This is a genomic window from uncultured Candidatus Pelagibacter sp., assembly GCF_943788075.1.
GTDB lineage: Bacteria > Pseudomonadota > Alphaproteobacteria > Pelagibacterales > Pelagibacteraceae > Pelagibacter.
Map to the genome: position 1 here is coordinate 1 of NZ_CALSOW010000004.1, position 16,687 is coordinate 16,687.

General features: G+C 29.7%; 16 protein-coding genes and 2 tRNA genes. 13 read left to right on the forward strand and 5 right to left on the reverse strand.

From position 1 onward, the window contains the following. The 3 genes from Q0X98_RS04480 to Q0X98_RS04490 form a co-directional block, all read left to right on the forward strand. On the forward strand, positions 1-1,015 hold a 1,015-nt coding region (locus Q0X98_RS04480), incomplete at its 5' end, for an amino acid ABC transporter permease (RefSeq protein ID WP_297681811.1). Positions 1,016-1,018: 3 nt separating this feature from the next. Continuing rightward, positions 1,019-1,753: an amino acid ABC transporter ATP-binding protein gene (locus tag Q0X98_RS04485; RefSeq protein WP_297681812.1), complete on the forward strand. Its 735-nt coding sequence runs from the start codon at positions 1,019-1,021 to the stop codon at positions 1,751-1,753. 187 nt (positions 1,754-1,940) lie between these two features. Continuing rightward, positions 1,941-2,249 (forward strand): helix-turn-helix transcriptional regulator, encoded by a 309-nt coding sequence (locus Q0X98_RS04490; protein ID WP_297681813.1) that lies wholly within the window; start codon positions 1,941-1,943, stop codon positions 2,247-2,249. 158 nt (positions 2,250-2,407) lie between these two features. Here Q0X98_RS04490 and Q0X98_RS04495 read toward each other — a convergent pair. Together Q0X98_RS04495 and Q0X98_RS04500 are read right to left on the reverse strand one after the other, a co-directional pair. Then, positions 2,408-2,483, reverse strand: a tRNA-Asn gene (locus Q0X98_RS04495). 50 nt (positions 2,484-2,533) lie between these two features. Next, a tRNA-Cys gene (locus Q0X98_RS04500) sits at positions 2,534-2,607 on the reverse strand. Between the two features lie 123 nt (positions 2,608-2,730). Here Q0X98_RS04500 and Q0X98_RS04505 point away from each other — a divergent pair. The 10 genes from Q0X98_RS04505 to phoB all read left to right on the forward strand — a co-directional run bounded on the left by Q0X98_RS04505 (position 2,731) and on the right by phoB (position 15,491). Then, positions 2,731-5,358, forward strand: coding sequence for a valine--tRNA ligase (locus Q0X98_RS04505; protein WP_297681814.1), 2,628 nt, complete (start codon positions 2,731-2,733; stop codon positions 5,356-5,358). Then, the gene (gene ilvD, locus Q0X98_RS04510; RefSeq protein WP_297681815.1) at positions 5,358-7,076 is read left to right on the forward strand and encodes a dihydroxy-acid dehydratase; all 1,719 of its coding nucleotides are present in this window, start codon (positions 5,358-5,360) and stop codon (positions 7,074-7,076) included. The genes Q0X98_RS04505 and ilvD overlap by 1 nt, the downstream gene beginning before the upstream one ends. Continuing rightward, positions 7,076-8,281, forward strand: a complete 1,206-nt coding sequence (locus Q0X98_RS04515; protein WP_297681816.1) for a sugar phosphate nucleotidyltransferase — start codon at positions 7,076-7,078, stop codon at positions 8,279-8,281. The genes ilvD and Q0X98_RS04515 overlap by 1 nt, the downstream gene beginning before the upstream one ends. After that, the gene (locus tag Q0X98_RS04520; RefSeq protein WP_297681817.1) at positions 8,282-9,418 is read left to right on the forward strand and encodes an ATP-binding protein; all 1,137 of its coding nucleotides are present in this window, start codon (positions 8,282-8,284) and stop codon (positions 9,416-9,418) included. A 135-nt stretch (positions 9,419-9,553) separates the two neighbouring features. Next, positions 9,554-10,582 (forward strand): substrate-binding domain-containing protein, encoded by a 1,029-nt coding sequence (locus tag Q0X98_RS04525; RefSeq protein ID WP_297681818.1) that lies wholly within the window; start codon positions 9,554-9,556, stop codon positions 10,580-10,582. Between the two features lie 110 nt (positions 10,583-10,692). Then, positions 10,693-12,096, forward strand: a complete 1,404-nt coding sequence (gene pstC, locus Q0X98_RS04530; RefSeq protein ID WP_297681819.1) for a phosphate ABC transporter permease subunit PstC — start codon at positions 10,693-10,695, stop codon at positions 12,094-12,096. Then, the gene (gene pstA, locus Q0X98_RS04535) at positions 12,089-13,351 is read left to right on the forward strand and encodes a phosphate ABC transporter permease PstA (RefSeq protein WP_297681820.1); all 1,263 of its coding nucleotides are present in this window, start codon (positions 12,089-12,091) and stop codon (positions 13,349-13,351) included. Before pstC ends, pstA begins: the two co-directional genes overlap by 8 nt. After that, complete coding sequence (pstB, locus tag Q0X98_RS04540) at positions 13,352-14,113, forward strand: phosphate ABC transporter ATP-binding protein PstB (RefSeq protein ID WP_297681821.1); 762 nt, start codon at positions 13,352-13,354, stop codon at positions 14,111-14,113. A gap of 3 nt (positions 14,114-14,116) precedes the next feature. After that, on the forward strand, positions 14,117-14,809 hold the full coding sequence (gene phoU, locus Q0X98_RS04545) for a phosphate signaling complex protein PhoU (protein WP_297681822.1): 693 nt from the start codon (positions 14,117-14,119) through the stop codon (positions 14,807-14,809). 1 nt (position 14,810) lies between these two features. Continuing rightward, entirely contained in the window at positions 14,811-15,491 is a 681-nt protein-coding gene (gene phoB / locus Q0X98_RS04550) for a phosphate regulon transcriptional regulator PhoB (RefSeq protein WP_297681823.1), read from the forward strand. 9 nt (positions 15,492-15,500) lie between these two features. Here the strand turns inward: phoB and Q0X98_RS04555 are convergent, their stop codons facing one another. From Q0X98_RS04555 to Q0X98_RS04565, 3 genes are all read right to left on the reverse strand, one after another. Next, positions 15,501-15,725, reverse strand: coding sequence for a DUF6552 family protein (locus tag Q0X98_RS04555; RefSeq protein WP_297681824.1), 225 nt, complete (start codon positions 15,723-15,725; stop codon positions 15,501-15,503). 74 nt (positions 15,726-15,799) lie between these two features. Then, positions 15,800-16,438, reverse strand: coding sequence for a phytanoyl-CoA dioxygenase family protein (locus tag Q0X98_RS04560; RefSeq protein WP_320415280.1), 639 nt, complete (start codon positions 16,436-16,438; stop codon positions 15,800-15,802). Beyond that, on the reverse strand, positions 16,405-16,677 hold the full coding sequence (locus Q0X98_RS04565) for a hypothetical protein (protein ID WP_297681825.1): 273 nt from the start codon (positions 16,675-16,677) through the stop codon (positions 16,405-16,407). The genes Q0X98_RS04560 and Q0X98_RS04565 overlap by 34 nt, the downstream gene beginning before the upstream one ends. Positions 16,678-16,687: the final 10 nt, after the last annotated feature.

Sequence of the window (16,687 nt, forward strand, 5' to 3'; positions counted from 1 at the left end):
TAATTTTAATGCAGCTTTAAGCATAAGTATAATTATATTGATAATTTTTAGTGTTGCCCCTTTACTTAATTGGTTCATTCTCGATGCCACATTTGTTGGTGATAGCAAAGAAGCTTGTACTGGTGGAGGTGCATGTTGGGTTTATATTAAAACTTGGTTTAATAGATTTATGTATGGAATGTATCCAAATGCAGAGCAATGGAGAGTTAATGCAACATTTATTATTGTATTAGGGTTAATGGCAGCAGGCTATTTTTTTCCTCTAAGATTTAAAAAATATCTAACTTTTTACTATGTCATATTTTTACCAATAATATCATTTTTACTTATCTATTATTTGATATCTGGAGGAGAATTTGGTCTAGAATGGGTTGAAACAGGTGCTTGGGGTGGTTTATCTCTAACCTTTATCGTTTCATTTTTTTCTTTAATTTTCTGTTTTCCAATTGGTATGATGTTGGCACTTGGAAGAAGATCAGATTTAGCTGTTGTTAAATATTCATCTCTTTCATTTATTGAGTTTTGGAGAGGTGTACCTTTAATTACTGTTTTATTCATGTCAGCTGTTATGTTTCCTATGTTTTTACCAGATGGAACATATGTTGATAAATTAATTAGAGTTATTGTTGCTATCACATTATTTGAAGCTGCTTATACAGCAGAAGTTATTAGAGGTGGTTTACAAGCCTTACCAAGAGGTCAGTATGATGCTGCAAAATCTTTGGGTATGGGTTACTGGAGACTTCACTTGTTAGTTATTTTACCACAAGCTTTAAAATTAGTTATTCCTGGAATAGCTAATACGTTTTTAGCTTTAGTAAAAGATACTCCATTAATCTTTGTAGTAGGGTTATTAGAGTTAGTTGGAATGTTGAATTTAGCGAAAACAAATCCTAAATGGCTTGGTTTTTCAATGGAAGGATATGTGTTTGCTGGAATAATATTCTGGATTATTTGCTACAGTATGAGTAAATATAGTCAAAAATTAGAATTAAAATTTAAAACAGATAGATAGATTATGTCAGATTCAATTATACAAATTAGTGAAGTAAATAAATGGTACGGTGATTTTCAAGTTCTTAAAGATATAAATCTTGAAGTTAAAGCTAAAGAAAAAATTGTTGTTTGTGGACCTTCTGGATCAGGTAAATCTACCTTAATTAGATGTATTAATAGATTGGAAGAACATCAAAAAGGAAACATCATTGTTGATGGTACAGAAATTTCTGAAGATACTAAAAATATTGAACAAGTAAGAGCTGAAGTTGGAATGGTATTTCAACAATTTAACTTATTTCCTCATTTATCTATTGTTGACAACTGTACGCTTGCTCCTATTTGGGTTAAAAAGATGCCAAAAAAAGAGGCTGAAGAATTAGCTCTTAAACATTTAGAAAGAGTTCAAATTTTAGATCAAGCTCAAAAATTTCCAGGCCAACTTTCTGGGGGACAGCAACAAAGGGTAGCAATAGCAAGAGCTTTATGTATGGAACCTAAAATTATGTTATTTGATGAACCAACCTCTGCATTAGATCCTGAAATGATTAAAGAAGTGCTTGATGTAATGGTTAATCTAGCAAAAGAAGGTATGACAATGATTGTTGTAACTCATGAGATGGGTTTTGCTAAAGAAGTTGCAGATAGCATGATTTTTATGGATGAAGGAAGAATAGTGGAGAAGGCTGATACCAAAGAGTTCTTTGCTAATCCAAAGAGTGACAGAACTAAGCTGTTTTTAAGTCAAATTTTATAAAAAACTTAAATTTCAGAACCTAAATAATCGTTTTTTTCAAACTCTATTTTGAAATTTTATCTTCAACTTATGCTTGACAGGTTTAGAATTTTTTAAATTTTACCTTAAAAATAATAAATTTTTTTATTGCAGTAACATTAATTAATTTGTTCAATATGTTTTTAAAATTTAATTAAGAGGGGTCTTAATGGAAGATAATTTCAACAAACACTTGGGTAACAAACTCAAGCTAAGAAGATTAGCTTTAGGTTTAACACAAACTAAAGTCGCAAAAGCAATTAACGTTACATTTCAACAAATTCAAAAATATGAAAAAGGCACTAATGGAGTAAGCTCAATTAGATTACTTCAGTTATCAAATTATTTAAAAGTACCAATTAATTATTTCTTTGAGGATTTTTCAGAATATTTAATTAATTTAGAAAAATCACAAGAAGGTCACATGAATGTTAATTATAATTTTTTAACAAAGTTATATTCAGAACTTAAGTGCTGATCAAAAGTTAAAATTTAATAAATCTTTACAAATTTCAGGAACAGTTATTTCTAAAGCAGTATAATTTAATTTTATTTAAGACCCTATAATTAAGTTTAGAAATTCTACTTAATCAAATCAAGAATATTATTTTAAATATTTTTTTTGGATAATTTTTTTGGCTCCTCGGGCAGGACTCGAACCTGCGACCAATTGATTAACAGTCAACTGCTCTACCAACTGAGCTACCGAGGAATGTAAAAAACTCAACTTACTTTTTTTTAGAACTAAAACAAGATTTTTTTTGGAGGCAACGCCCGGAATCGAACCGGGATACAAGGATTTGCAATCCTCTGCGTAACCATTCCGCCACGTTGCCATCTTGTTTTGACTAATAGCTTCAGATGCCTTTTTATATTAAATATTTCTCATTAGTCTATTAAATAACGATCTAAATTGATTATTGTTAATTGTAATTATTAAATTATAAACTTTAAGATACATGAGCAGTGATAAATATATACATTCTGATGTTGAAGATAAGATTTATTCTTATTGGGAGAAAAATGGTCTTTTTAAACCAAAAGAAAATTCAAAGAAATTTTCTATAGTTATACCTCCACCTAATGTAACAGGCAGTCTTCACATGGGCCATGCCTTAAATAATTCTATTCAAGATTTATTAGTTCGTTATCACCGAATGAATAATTTTGAGACTTTATGGCAACCTGGAACAGATCATGCGGGTATAGCAACTCAAGCTTTAGTTGAGAGAAAACTTACTGCTGAAAAAATTGATAAAAATGAAATTGGAAGAGATAAATTTATTGAAAAAGTTTGGGAATGGAAAGAGCAATATGGTGACATTATTATTAACCAATTAAAAAAGCTTGGATGTTCTTGTGATTGGTCACGTAATGCTTTTACGATGGATGAAAATCTATCTAAATCAGTAATCAAAGTTTTTGTTGATCTTTATAATAAAAACTTAATTTACAAAGATAAAAAATTGGTAAATTGGGATACTGTTTTAAAAACAGCAATTTCTGATCTTGAAGTTGATCAAAGAGAAGTAAATTCTAAAATTTATTATATTCAATATCCAATTGATGGAACTGATGAATTTATAACAATTGCAACCACAAGACCTGAGACGATGTTGGGAGATACTGCTATTGCAGTTAATCCAAAAGATGATCGTTTTAAATCATTTGTTGGTAAAACGGTTACAATACCAATTGTTGGAAGAAAGATTAAAATTATAGAAGATGATTACGCGGATCCTGAACAAGGAACTGGTGCACTTAAGATTACTCCTGCACATGATTTTAATGACTATGATGTTGGACAAAGAAACAATCTTGAAATTATTAATATATTTACAGAAGCAGGTAAAATTAATGAAAATGCTCCTAAAGAATATATTGGTCTTGATAGATTTGAAGCAAGAAAAAGAATTTTAAAAGAACTTAAAGAGAAAGAATTTTTTGTAAAAGAAGAAAATATAAAGAATAAAGTTCCTTATGGGGATAGATCTAATTCTATAATTGAACCATTCTTAACAGAACAATGGTTTGCTGATGCTGAAAAACTATCTGTTAAAGCAAAAGAAGTTGTTAATTCTAAAAAGACTAATTTTTTTCCTGAAAATTGGTCAAAGACTTATTTTCAATGGATGAACAATATTGAGCCTTGGTGTATTTCAAGACAGCTTTGGTGGGGTCATCAAATACCTGCTTGGTATGGTCCTGATAAAAAAATCTTTGTAGCTAACAATGAAGATGAGGCAAAAAAATTAGCCAATAAACATTATGGTAAAGATGAAGAATTAATTCGTGACCCTGACGTTTTAGACACATGGTTTTCATCTGGACTTTGGCCATTTGCAACATTGGGTTGGCCAGACAATAAAGAATATGTTGAAAAGTTTTATCCAACATCTGTTTTAGTAACAGGTTTTGACATTATTTTTTTCTGGGTTGCTAGAATGATTATGTTTGGAACTGAATTTTTAAATAAAGAACCATTTAAAGATATTTATGTTCATGCATTAGTCAGAGATGAGAAGGGTCAAAAAATGTCTAAATCAAAAGGAAATGTAATTGATCCTTTAGATTTAATTGAAAAATATAGTGCTGACGCATTAAGATTTACTCTTCTTTCAATGGCTTCTCCTGGTACAGATGTAAAACTTTCTGAAGATAGAGTTAAAGGTTATAGAAATTTTCTAAATAAACTTTGGAATGCTAATAATTTTTTAATCACAAATGAATGTGATTTTTCTGATATTGATAAAGTCCCAAATTTATCAGTTAACATTAATAAGTGGATTTATGCAGAATTAATTGAAGCAAAATCTAAAATTGAAAAAAATTTAGAAGATTACAGATTTGATGAGGCTGCAAAAAATGCTTATCAATTTGCATGGCACTCGTATTGTGACTGGTATTTAGAATTATCTAAAACAATCTTATTTTCTGATAATGAGGAAGCCAAAAGTGAGGTTAAAAAAGTTTCAAGTTATATATTCAAGCAAATCTTAATTTTATTACATCCTTTTATTCCATTTGTTACAGAGGAGATTTGGCTTAAAAATAAATTTGATAATTCAAGTAAAGATTTTTTGATGCTTGCTAATTGGCCAACAGGTAAAATTAATAAAGATACTGATACAGAACAAGTTGAAAATATTATTAGTATAATATCTGAAATTAGATCTTTTAAGAATGAGCTTAATGTTGGACCTGGTTCATTTATAGAAATGTCTATAAACAATATTAACGATAAGCAGAAAAAGTTCATTAATGATAATGAAATTATCCTTAAAAAATTAGGCAGAATAAACAATATTTTGAATGATGATCTGGATAAGCCGGCTGCAACGATGGTTGTTTCAGGTGATTTATTTAAGATTTATTTTGATAAAGATGTTGATTTAAAACTTATTAAGGAAAATTTAACTAGTAAACAAAACAGAATTCAAGAAGAGATGAATAAGATATCCCAAAGATTGGAAAATAAAAGTTTTGTAGATAGAGCTCCAAAAGAGATTGTTGAACAGGAAAAAACTAATTATAATAATTTAAAGAATGATATTGATAAAATATTAGTAACTATAAAGGGTATATAATGGCAAAATTTAATAAAAAGAAACTTCCAAGCAGGCATACATCATTAGGAGCCGATAGAGCTCCTCACAGGTCTTTTTATTATGCGATGGGTGAAACAGAGAAAGATGTGGCAAAACCATTTGTAGGCGTTGTATCTACTTGGAATGAAGCTGCACCATGCAATATTGCTCTTATGAGACAAGCTCAATCTGTTAAAAAAGGAGTTAGGGCTAACGGTGGAACGCCTAGAGAATTTTGCACAATTACAGTCACCGATGGAATTGCAATGGGCCATGAAGGTATGAAAGCTTCTTTAATATCAAGAGAAGTTATAGCAGATTCAGCTGAACTTACTGTAAGAGGCCATTGTTATGATGCCTTAGTTGGTATTGCAGGATGTGATAAATCTTTACCTGCATTAATGATGTCGATGGTAAGATTAAATGTACCGAGTGTATTTATATACGGTGGATCAATTCTTCCAGGAAGATACAAAGGTAAAGATGTAACGGTAGTTGATGTATTTGAAGCAGTTGGAAAACATTCGTCAGGTCAAATGTCTGCAGCTGAACTTAGAAAATTAGAATTAGTTGCTTGTCCAAGTGCAGGAGCTTGTGGTGGTCAATTTACAGCAAATACGATGGCATGTGTATCAGAGGCTATTGGTTTAGCATTACCATATTCTGCAGGAACTCCAGCTCCTTATGAAGAAAGAGATAAGTATGCAAAAGAAAGTGGAAAAACAGTTATGAATCTTTTGGCAAAAAAAATTAAACCTAGAGACATTGTAACCAGAAAAGCTTTAGAAAATGCTGCAACAATAGTTGCTGCAACAGGCGGATCTACTAATGCTGCATTACATTTACCAGCAATTGCAAATGAAGCTGGAATAAAATTTGATTTAATGGATGTTGCTAAAATTTTTAAAAAAACTCCTTATCTTGCTGATTTAAAACCTGGTGGAAAATATGTTGCAAAAGACATGTGGTTAGCAGGGGGTGTTCCAATGCTACTTAAAACTTTATTCGATGGTGGCTTTATTCATGGAGACTGTATGACGGTTACAGGAAAAACCATGAAGGAAAATTTAAAGAATATTAAGTTTAACCCTAAACAAAAAGTTTTAAGAAAATATGACAATCCGTTATCTCCAGATGGAGGTGTAGTTGGTCTGAAAGGAAATTTGGCTCCTGATGGAGGAATTGTTAAAATTGCTGGACTTAAAAAATTACAATTTACTGGTAAAGCTAGATGTTTTGATAATGAAGAAGCAGCAATGTCAGCTGTGCAAAACCGAAAGTATAAAGAAGGGGATGTAATTATTATTCGTTATGAAGGACCTGTTGGAGGACCAGGTATGAGAGAAATGCTATCAACCACTGGTGCAATTTATGGTCAAGGGATGGGGGAGAAAGTTGCCCTTATAACCGATGGTAGGTTCTCTGGAGCTACAAGAGGCTTTTGTGTGGGTCATGTAGGCCCTGAGGCGGCTCTAGGTGGTCCCATAGCCTTATTACGTAATGGAGATGTTATTGATATTGATGCAAAAAAAGGAACAATTAACGTTAGACTTTCGAAAAAAGAATTAGCTTCAAGAAAACGTAAATGGAAACCTAGAAAATCTGATTTTGGTTCTGGTACACTTTGGAAATACGCACAAACCGTAGGACCAGCTTATTTAGGTGCCCCAACTCATCCTGGTAAGAAAAAAGAAGTTAAGGATTATTCAGAAATTTAATGAAAATTCGTCCAGTTATCTTATGTGGTGGAGCTGGAACACGTCTATGGCCTAATTCTAAAAATCATCAGGCTAAACAATTTATTGATTTTGGTAATTGGACTTTATTAGGTAAAACTTTAGAAAGAACTAAAGCTTCAATTTATGACGCACCAATTATAAGCACAAATAAAAAATACTTAAAACAGATTAAACAACATCTTAAAAAAAATAAGATCAAGAATTATAAAATTGTTTTAGAGCCTGCAAAAAGAAATACAGCGCCAGCTATTTTAAGTACTGCTTTAATTAAAGATATTCCTAACGATCAACCATTGATGTTTTTTACAGCTGATCATTTAATTGAAAAGATGAGTGTATTTAATAAAGCAATTAGTAAAAATAAATTAAATTTAACTGATCAAAATATATTTATATTTGGAATAAAACCGACATCTCCATCCAGTGAATACGGTTATTTTTTAACTAAAAAAATTAAAGGAAACATCAATAAAGTGACAAAATTTATTGAAAAACCAAAAGAAGCAAAAGCTAAACAGGTTATAAAACAAAAAGGTTATTGGAACTCAGGAATGTTTTATCTTAGAAAAGACTCAATAATTAATAATTATAAAAAACTTCAGCCAATTATTTACAGAAATTGTGCGAATGCGGTTAATAAAGCAAAACTAAAAGATAACACTTATTATTTAAACAAATCATCATTTGAAAAAGCAACAGCAAAATCTTTTGATTATGCAATCTTAGAAAAGACAAAACAAATTAATGCTATTAAATTAGATATTCCTTGGTCAGATCTTGGAAGCTGGAAAGAGATCTTAAAAATGTACGATAAGAATAAAAATAAATATGTTAAGAAAAAAAATGTTTATTACCGACCATGGGGCAGATATACAAACTTATTTGAAGGAAAACATTTCTTAATTAAAGAATTATTTGTTAAACCTAAGGGTATTTTAAGTTTACAGAAACATCATCATAGAGCTGAACATTGGTTAGTTACACAAGGAAATCCTAAAATAACTTTAAATAAAGAATACTTTATAAAAAGACCTAATGAACATATATTTATTCCATTAGAAGCAATTCATAGAATTCAAAATCCTGGAAAAAAACCAGTAAAAATTATGGAAGCTCAAGTTGGATCAATTTTAAAAGAAACAGATATTATAAGATATCAAGATGTTTATGGTCGAGTAAAATAAGTGGAATTATTAACAATAATATTATTATTAATTATCGGTTTGTTAACTTTTTTATTATTAAAAAAGGAAAGGGTATTAGGGATCAGTACTGATGATAATAAAGATAAAAATCAAATCAAAATTATTGAGAGCAAAGATTATAGAAAGAATATTTATGAATTATTAAATTATATTCCTGAAGGTATTTTAATTTTAGATAAATCCAAAAAAGTAATGTTTAGCAACAACTCTGCTACAGAATGGTTTCAAACTAAATTAGATGAAAATATAAGTAGTTTTCTAAGAAACCCAGATTTACTAATCGCTATTGATAAAGCTTTTGAAGGTAATAATTTAACTGATCTTGAAATTGAAATAAGAAATCAATCAACTTTTAGATTAAATATTACAATCTATCTTGATAAAACAAATTTATTCTTTGATGAAACGTCATGTTTTTTATTCATAAGAGACTTGACTGAATTTCATAAATTCCAACAATTAAAATCAGATTTTGTAGCAAATGTTTCTCATGAATTAAGAACACCGCTTCAATCAATTAAAATGGGCCTAGAAACATTTGAAAACAACTCTGATTTAAAGAAAAATTCTGAAGTTAATAACTTACTTCCAATTATGACCTCTCAATCTGAAAGAATGGAAAATCTAATCAGAGATTTATTGTCATTATCAAAAATTGAATTGCAAGAACACATCAGACCAACTCATGAAATAGATTTAAATGAGTTAATAGAATATGTGATTAAAACATATGAAAAAATAGTCAGTAAAAATAATATCAAATTAAACTTTAATAAAGTTGAAAATTTTAAAATAGTTGGAGATAAAGATAAGTTGATTGAAATTTTCACTAACCTTATTGATAACGCTATTAAATACAGTGAAAAAAACAAAGAAGTTACAATTACATTTAAAAAAGAAGGTAATTTAAATATTGTTTCTATTGCAGACCAAGGAATTGGTATTCCTAAAGAGTCGATTCATAGAATCACAGAACGTTTTTTTACTGTTGATCCGAGTAAAAGTCGAAGTGTTGGAGGGACCGGTTTGGGACTAGCTATTGTAAAACATTTAGTATCACAACATAGAGCAGAAATGGACATTAAGCAGTGTCGAAAATCAAGGAACTACAATTGATATTAAATTTAACGCCTTGTAATACAACTAAAAAGTTAGTCATTGTAACAAAACTTTAACCTTCCTTTAATAAAATATTAAGAAAATAGATTTAAATGTTTCGGACATTAAATAAATAATAGGAAAATATAAAAAATGAATAAATTAATTAATGTGATGTTAGGAATTCTCCTAGCACTTAGTTTTGTAACAACTAGTCACTCAAGAGATCAAATCAGAATTGTTGGATCTTCAACTGTTTATCCTTACGCAACTGTTGTTGCTGAAAAATTTGGTAAGGCTGGTAAATTTAAAACACCGATAATTGAAAGTACCGGAACTGGTGGTGGAATGAAATTATTCTGTGCTGGTGTAGGTGCAAATCACCCAGATGTTACCAACGCATCAAGAGCGATTAAACCTAAAGAAAAAGCATTGTGTGAAAAAAATGGTGTATCTGAAATTATTGAAATTATTGTAGGAAATGATGGTATTTCTTTAGCTCATTCAAATAGTGCACCTGATGCTAATTTCACAAAAGAACAACTTTGGAGAGCTTTAGCAGCAAATGTTGACGTTGATGGCAAACTTGTTGAAAATCCATATAAAAATTGGAATGATATAAACTCTAGTCTGCCAAATAAAAAAATTGAAATATTAGTTGCCCCTCCAACTTCTGGAACTAGAGATGCATGGAATTCTTTAGTAATGGTTAAAGGATGTTCTGATAAAGCAAAATCTCTTTTCAAAGCAGCAGATAAAAATGCTAAAAAAGAATGTGCTAAAATGAGAGAAGACGGTTATGCAGTTGAAGCTGGTGAAAATGATACTTTAATTGTACAAAAACTTACTTCTAATCCAAATGCATATGGTTTTTTTGGATATAGTTATTTAGTTGCTAACAAAGATAAAGTAAAAGCTGCAGCAGTTAATGGTGTACGACCATCATTAGAAGGTATTCAAAATTACTCTTATCCAATAGCAAGACCATTATTCTTTTATGTAAAGAAAGCACATGTTGGAGTAATTCCAGGAATTCAGGAATTTTTAGACGAATTTACATCTAAAAAAGCTATGAGTAACAGAGGTTATTTAGCTAAAATTGGATTAGTGCCATTAGCTTCTGATAAATACAAAGTAACAAGAACAGCTGCTTTGGATTTAAAAACCATTAGCATAAAGTAGATTTAGACTTATCCACAATAAAAGGCCAGTTTTTACTGGCCTTTTTTTATACAATCACAAAGTTAGTTTGTAACATTTCTGTAACATTAACTGGATATCAACTTGTTTAAATGAATTTAGTATTAATCTTTTTAATTACAATTTTTTCCTTATCGTTATTTTTTTATGGTAGATCAAAAACTAAAAGCATTTCTATTCAAAATAATATTAAGTTAAATGCCTTACCAAAATTTTATGGTTATTATTTAGTTCTATGGTGCTCGATACCTGCATTAATCTTTTTATTAGTTTGGTCTCTTTTTGAACCTGTAATTATCAAATCAATTATAATTGAAACAGCAGCCAATCAAGGAGCAATATTCAATGATAAAAATGAAGCGAACTTAATTTATGAAAAAATTAAAGCTATTCATTTAGGAACTTTTTTTGGTGATATTGATAGTATTTTAAAAGAAAGTGCTATTTCATATGCAAAATTTTTAAATCTTTTTACTAATTCTAAAATTGTTTTAATTTTTGGAATAGTTATTGCATCAGTTATCTATTCTCTAAAAAAAATTAAGAATAATAATAAAGCAAGAGATGATGTTGAATTAATTTTGAAAGGTTTACTTTTTGCCTCATCGCTAATTGCTATACTGACGACTTTAGGAATAATATTTTCTTTATTATTCGAAAGTATAAAATTTTTTTCAGTCATAAATATTTTTGATTATTTATTTGGAACTAATTGGAGTCCACAAAGGGCTTTTGTCAGTGATGCGTCTAAAATTACATCAGCAGAACTTGAAGAGATAAAAGATGCGTTTGGTTTTATACCTTTAATTGCAGGAACTTCATTTATTGCTTTAATTGCAATGTTAGTTGCAGTTCCTATTGGTTTATTTTCAGGAATTTATATGGCTGAGTATGCATCTGTTAAAGTTAGAAGAATTTCAAAACCTATAATCGAAATCTTAGCAGGTATACCAACAGTGGTGTATGGTTTTTTTGCAGCTTTAACTGTCGGACCGTTTTTTAGACAAGCAGGAGAAAGTTTAGGATTGACTGTTTCCTCAGAAAGTGCCTTAGCTGCTGGATTGATCATGGGAATAATGATTATTCCATACATATCCTCTTTGTCAGATGATGTCATAAATTCAGTTCCACAATCTTTAAGAGATGGTTCTTACGCGATTGGTGCAACAAAGTCAGAGACAATTAAACAAGTAGTGATACCTGCTGCATTGCCAGGAATTATAGGATCGGTTTTACTTGCAGTATCTAGAGCAATTGGAGAAACAATGATTGTGGTAATGGCTGCTGGTTTAGCAGCTAATCTTACAATCAATCCGTTAGACTCGACTACCACAATAACCACACAAATTGTGATGATCCTTGTTGGAGATCAAGAATTTGACAGTCCCAAAACACAATCAGCATTTGCTCTTGGTCTAACTTTATTTATTGCAACATTAATTTTAAATTACATCGCTCAAAGAGCAGTTAAAAAATATAGAGAAAAATATGACTAAGGAAGAAAGATTAAAGAAAAGACATAGATCAGAAAAAAGATTTAAACTATATGGCGTAGCTTCAATTTTTGTAGCGCTGTTATTTGTACTTATATTAGTGCAGAATATATTCTCAAAAGGTAGCTCTGCTTTCATGAAAACTGCTATTAATGTTGAGGTTTTCTTCGATCCAGAACTGTTAGAGTTACAAAATGGGGCATCTTCAGATGATATTTTACAAGCTGATTTTTTCGATATTACAATTGAAACTCTTTTAAAGGCTTATCCGGCCAAAAACTTAGATGAAGAAAATGAATTAATAGACTTATTTAGTACCGATGCTGAAATTGAAATTCGAAAAGCATTTTTAGAGAATAATAATTTAGTAGGTAAGAAAATAAATCTAGAAATAACAGCTTCTGACGATATAGACCAACTTCATAAAGGAAATTATCCGCGTGATTTACCAGAAGACAGAAGAAGAATTTCAAACTTTCAGTTAAATATTTATGATAATTTAGTTGAAAGTAAAAAAATTGTAAAAAATTTTAACAATTATTTTTTTAAGAATGGAGACTCTAGAAATCCAGAATTAGCAGGTATTGGTGGAGCACTAGTTGGTTCATTTTATAGTATATTAATTTGCTTACTATTGTCTTTTCCTGTTGCAGTTCTTGCTTCTATTTATCTAGAAGAGTTTGCACCTAAAAATAAGATTACAGATTTTATTGAAATAAATATAAACAACCTAGCAGCTGTTCCTTCAATCGTTTATGGATTGCTAGCTCTTCAAATTTTATTAGCAACTATTCAGTTACCAAGATCCACCCCATTAGTTGCAGGTATCACTCTTGCTTTAATGACTTTGCCTAGAATTATTATTCCATGTAGAGCATCATTAAAAGCAGTACCGCCATCAATTAGAGAAGGTGCATTGGCAGTAGGTGCCTCAAAGTTTCAATCTGTTTTTCATCATGTTGTCCCATTAGCGTTACCAGGAACTTTGTCAGGAACAATTATTGGATTGGCTCAAGCTTTAGGCGAGACAGCACCTTTAATCTTAATTGGTATGGTTGCTTTCGTTGTTGATATTCCTTCAACTCCTATTGACCCATCATCATCATTACCTGTTCAAGTATATTTGTGGTCTGAATCTGCAGAGAGGGGATTTGTTGAGAAAACTTCAGCTACTATTATGATGTTATTAAGTTTTTTAATTGTAATGAATTTTATAGCAGTATATCTAAGACAAAAATTCGAAAAGAGATGGAACTAAATGAGTAATATAAAAATTAAATCAAAAAATTTAAATGTTTATTATGGACAAAAACAAGCTTTGTTTGATGTTAATTTAGATATTAATGAAAAAGAAGTTACGGCATTAATAGGTCCCTCTGGTTGTGGTAAGTCAACATTCATCAGATGTATTAATAGAATGAATGATGTGATTGATATTTGTAAAGTAGAGGGAAATATCGAAATTGATGGAATAGAAGTAAATGATAAAGAATTAGATGTTGTATCTTTAAGAGAAAGAGTTGGGATGGTGTTTCAAAAACCAAACCCATTTCCAAAAAGTATATATGATAATATTTCTTATGGTCCAAAAATTCATGGCAAAGGTGAAACTAAAAGTGAGCTAGATGAAATTGTTGAGAAAAGTTTAAGAAAAGCAGCATTATGGGAAGAGGTAAAAGATAGATTAGATGAACCTGGAACTGGATTATCGGGTGGACAACAACAAAGACTTTGCATTGCAAGAGCAATTTCGGTTAATCCAGAAGTCATTTTAATGGACGAACCTTGCTCTGCTCTAGATCCAATAGCGACTGCAAAAATTGAAGAATTAATCGACGAACTTAAAAAAACTTACACCATTGTAATTGTTACCCATTCTATGGCTCAAGCTGTAAGGGTTTCGCAAAAAACTGGATTTTTTCACCTTGGTAAGGTGATAGAAGTAGGTAAAACAGAGAAAATTTTTAAGAATCCTGACAATAAAATGACACAAGATTATATTACAGGTAGATTTGGATAAATTATGAGTAATGAACACACAGTAAAATCATACGAAGAAGAGTTACAGTTTTTAGTAGACTCGGTCATTAAAATGGGAAGCTTAACAGAGTCTCAGATGGTAGACTCGATGGACGCAGTTATCAAAGTTGATAAGGATTCAATAGATAAAATTATTAAAAGTGATGAAGAAATTAATAAATTTAGATCTAAAATTGATAGTCAGATAATGACTCTGTTGGTTAAAAGAGCTCCTATGGCCATAGATCTTCGAGAAACAATTAGTTCTTTAAAAATTTCTCAAGACTTAGAAAGAATTGGTGATCTTTCAAAAAGTAATGCAAAAAAAGTTAAACCCTTACCTCTAGATTTACCTGAAGAACTATTAGCAAATTTAAAAAGATTAGGTGAACTTGTTATAAAACAGCTAAATGATGTTTTGGATAGTTACGTGAATAAGAATTATGATAAAGCCAAAGAAGTATGGGAAAAAGATGAACAAGTCGATGATTTAACATATATTGCAATGGAAAGTGTAATAGACTTTCTTTCTAAAGATAAAAAGAATTTAGACTTTTCTACTCATTTAATTTTTGCAACCAAAAACCTTGAAAGAGCTGGTGATCACATTACAAATATTGCAGAAACAATTTGTTATTTAATTAAGGGCGAGTACCTAAAAGGAAGTAGACCTAAAGGCAAAGTCATCCAAGAATAAAATGAACGGTAAAATATTTATTATTGAAGATGAACCTTCAATAATTCAATTGGTTCAATATAATTTAGAAAAAGAAGGTTTGATTGTTTCATCTGCAACGAATGGAAACGAAGGTTTAAAAGAATTAAAAAAATTCAAACCAAATTTACTTTTATTAGACTGGATGTTGCCTGACTTTTCTGGAATTGAAATTTGTAAAAATATTAGAAAAGACACCAATTTTAAAAATTTACCAATTATTATGCTTACCGCAAAAGGTGAAGAAGAGGATAAGATTAAAGGTTTAGATAGTGGGGTTGACGATTATTTAACTAAACCATTTAGTTTCAATGAACTATTTGCGAGAATTAAAGCGGTTTTAAGAAGATCAGACCCTAAATTAGTATCAGATAATCTTGAATTTGAAGATTTAAAACTCGATAGAAATGAAAAACGAGTATTTAGAAATGAAAAAGAAATCAAACTTGGTCCAACAGAATTTAGATTATTAGAATTTTTTTTAACAAACCCAAAAAGAGTTTATTCAAGAGATCAAATTTTAGAAAATGTTTGGCCCAACAATATTAACGTTGAAAGCAGAACTATAGATGTTCATATTAGAAGATTAAGAAAATCAATTAATCTTAAAGATCAAAAAGAATTGATCAGAACTGTTAGATCTTCAGGTTATTCACTTATTTAAGAATACTTTTCATCCAAAAATAACTTTATAAAATCCAATGAAAAATAATGGTATTTGTAACCCAAAGTTAGTTAAAATTGCTTTATCTTTTGATATAAAGCCAGCTATCGTCCATCCTACAACGCCTAAACCATGAAAGTAGATATTAATTGGGTAGATATTTAAATTAGTTAACAATATTCCTGTTAAAACAAGAGCTGTACTAATCCATTTTAGATATTTTTTAATAAACATAGTCTCCTCTATATGTAAGTTTTGTTACGAATTTATTACAATTATAGAGGAAACTAAAATCTTAATTTTATAATCTAATTTTTTTGAAGCTCATAAATAGAAACATAATGTTTCTTCTTTGGCAGTGGAATTATTGTTGGAACTTTAGTTAATCTTGGTTTTATTGACTTATTTCCTACAATAATATTTTTATCATAATTATCTAAATCTACCTCTGGATGAGGATTTCCATCATTAATTAATGGCCAAGCATCACAAGCTCTGTAACCAAATAGAATTAAAGGTCTTGAGTTATCCATTAGATTGTGTCCAGAACCATGAACTGATCTGCAATGAAAAAAAACAACTGTTCCAGCAGTTCCAGTTATGGAAACACTATTATTTGTTCCAATTTTATTCTTTTTAGTATCTATTTTTCCAACAAAGTAATTTTCTTTATTGTGGTGACTGTACAATTTCTTTTTATGTGAATTCTTAATTATTTTAAGAGGGCCATTTTTTTCATAGCAATCATCCAAATATATACCAACTGTTATTAAATCATCATTGGTATGTGGGTAAAAAGCCCAATCTTGATGCCATCCAATTTCACTTCCTTTTTTCTTATTTGGAAGTTTAAAATTTAATTTACCTAGATGAAATCTTACTGTTCCTCCTAGTAATTTTTTAGCTATAGATATTATTTTTTTATTTCTAGATAGTTCATAGAAGATTTATGTCTGTTTTGAGGATTATTTAGTCTTAAAATTTCTTTATTTTTTGAATTACTTGAGTTGTATACAAAATGATAATTATTGTAAGACTGGGTTCCATTAACTTTATGTTTCTTCTTTTTTTCTTTTGAAATAACCTCGCTTACAATTTTATTAATTTTTCTGATAAAACTCTGATCAATTAAATTTTCTTTTACAAGATAACCATTTCTTTTGAAAAATTCCAAATTTCTACTCATATTCAATCAT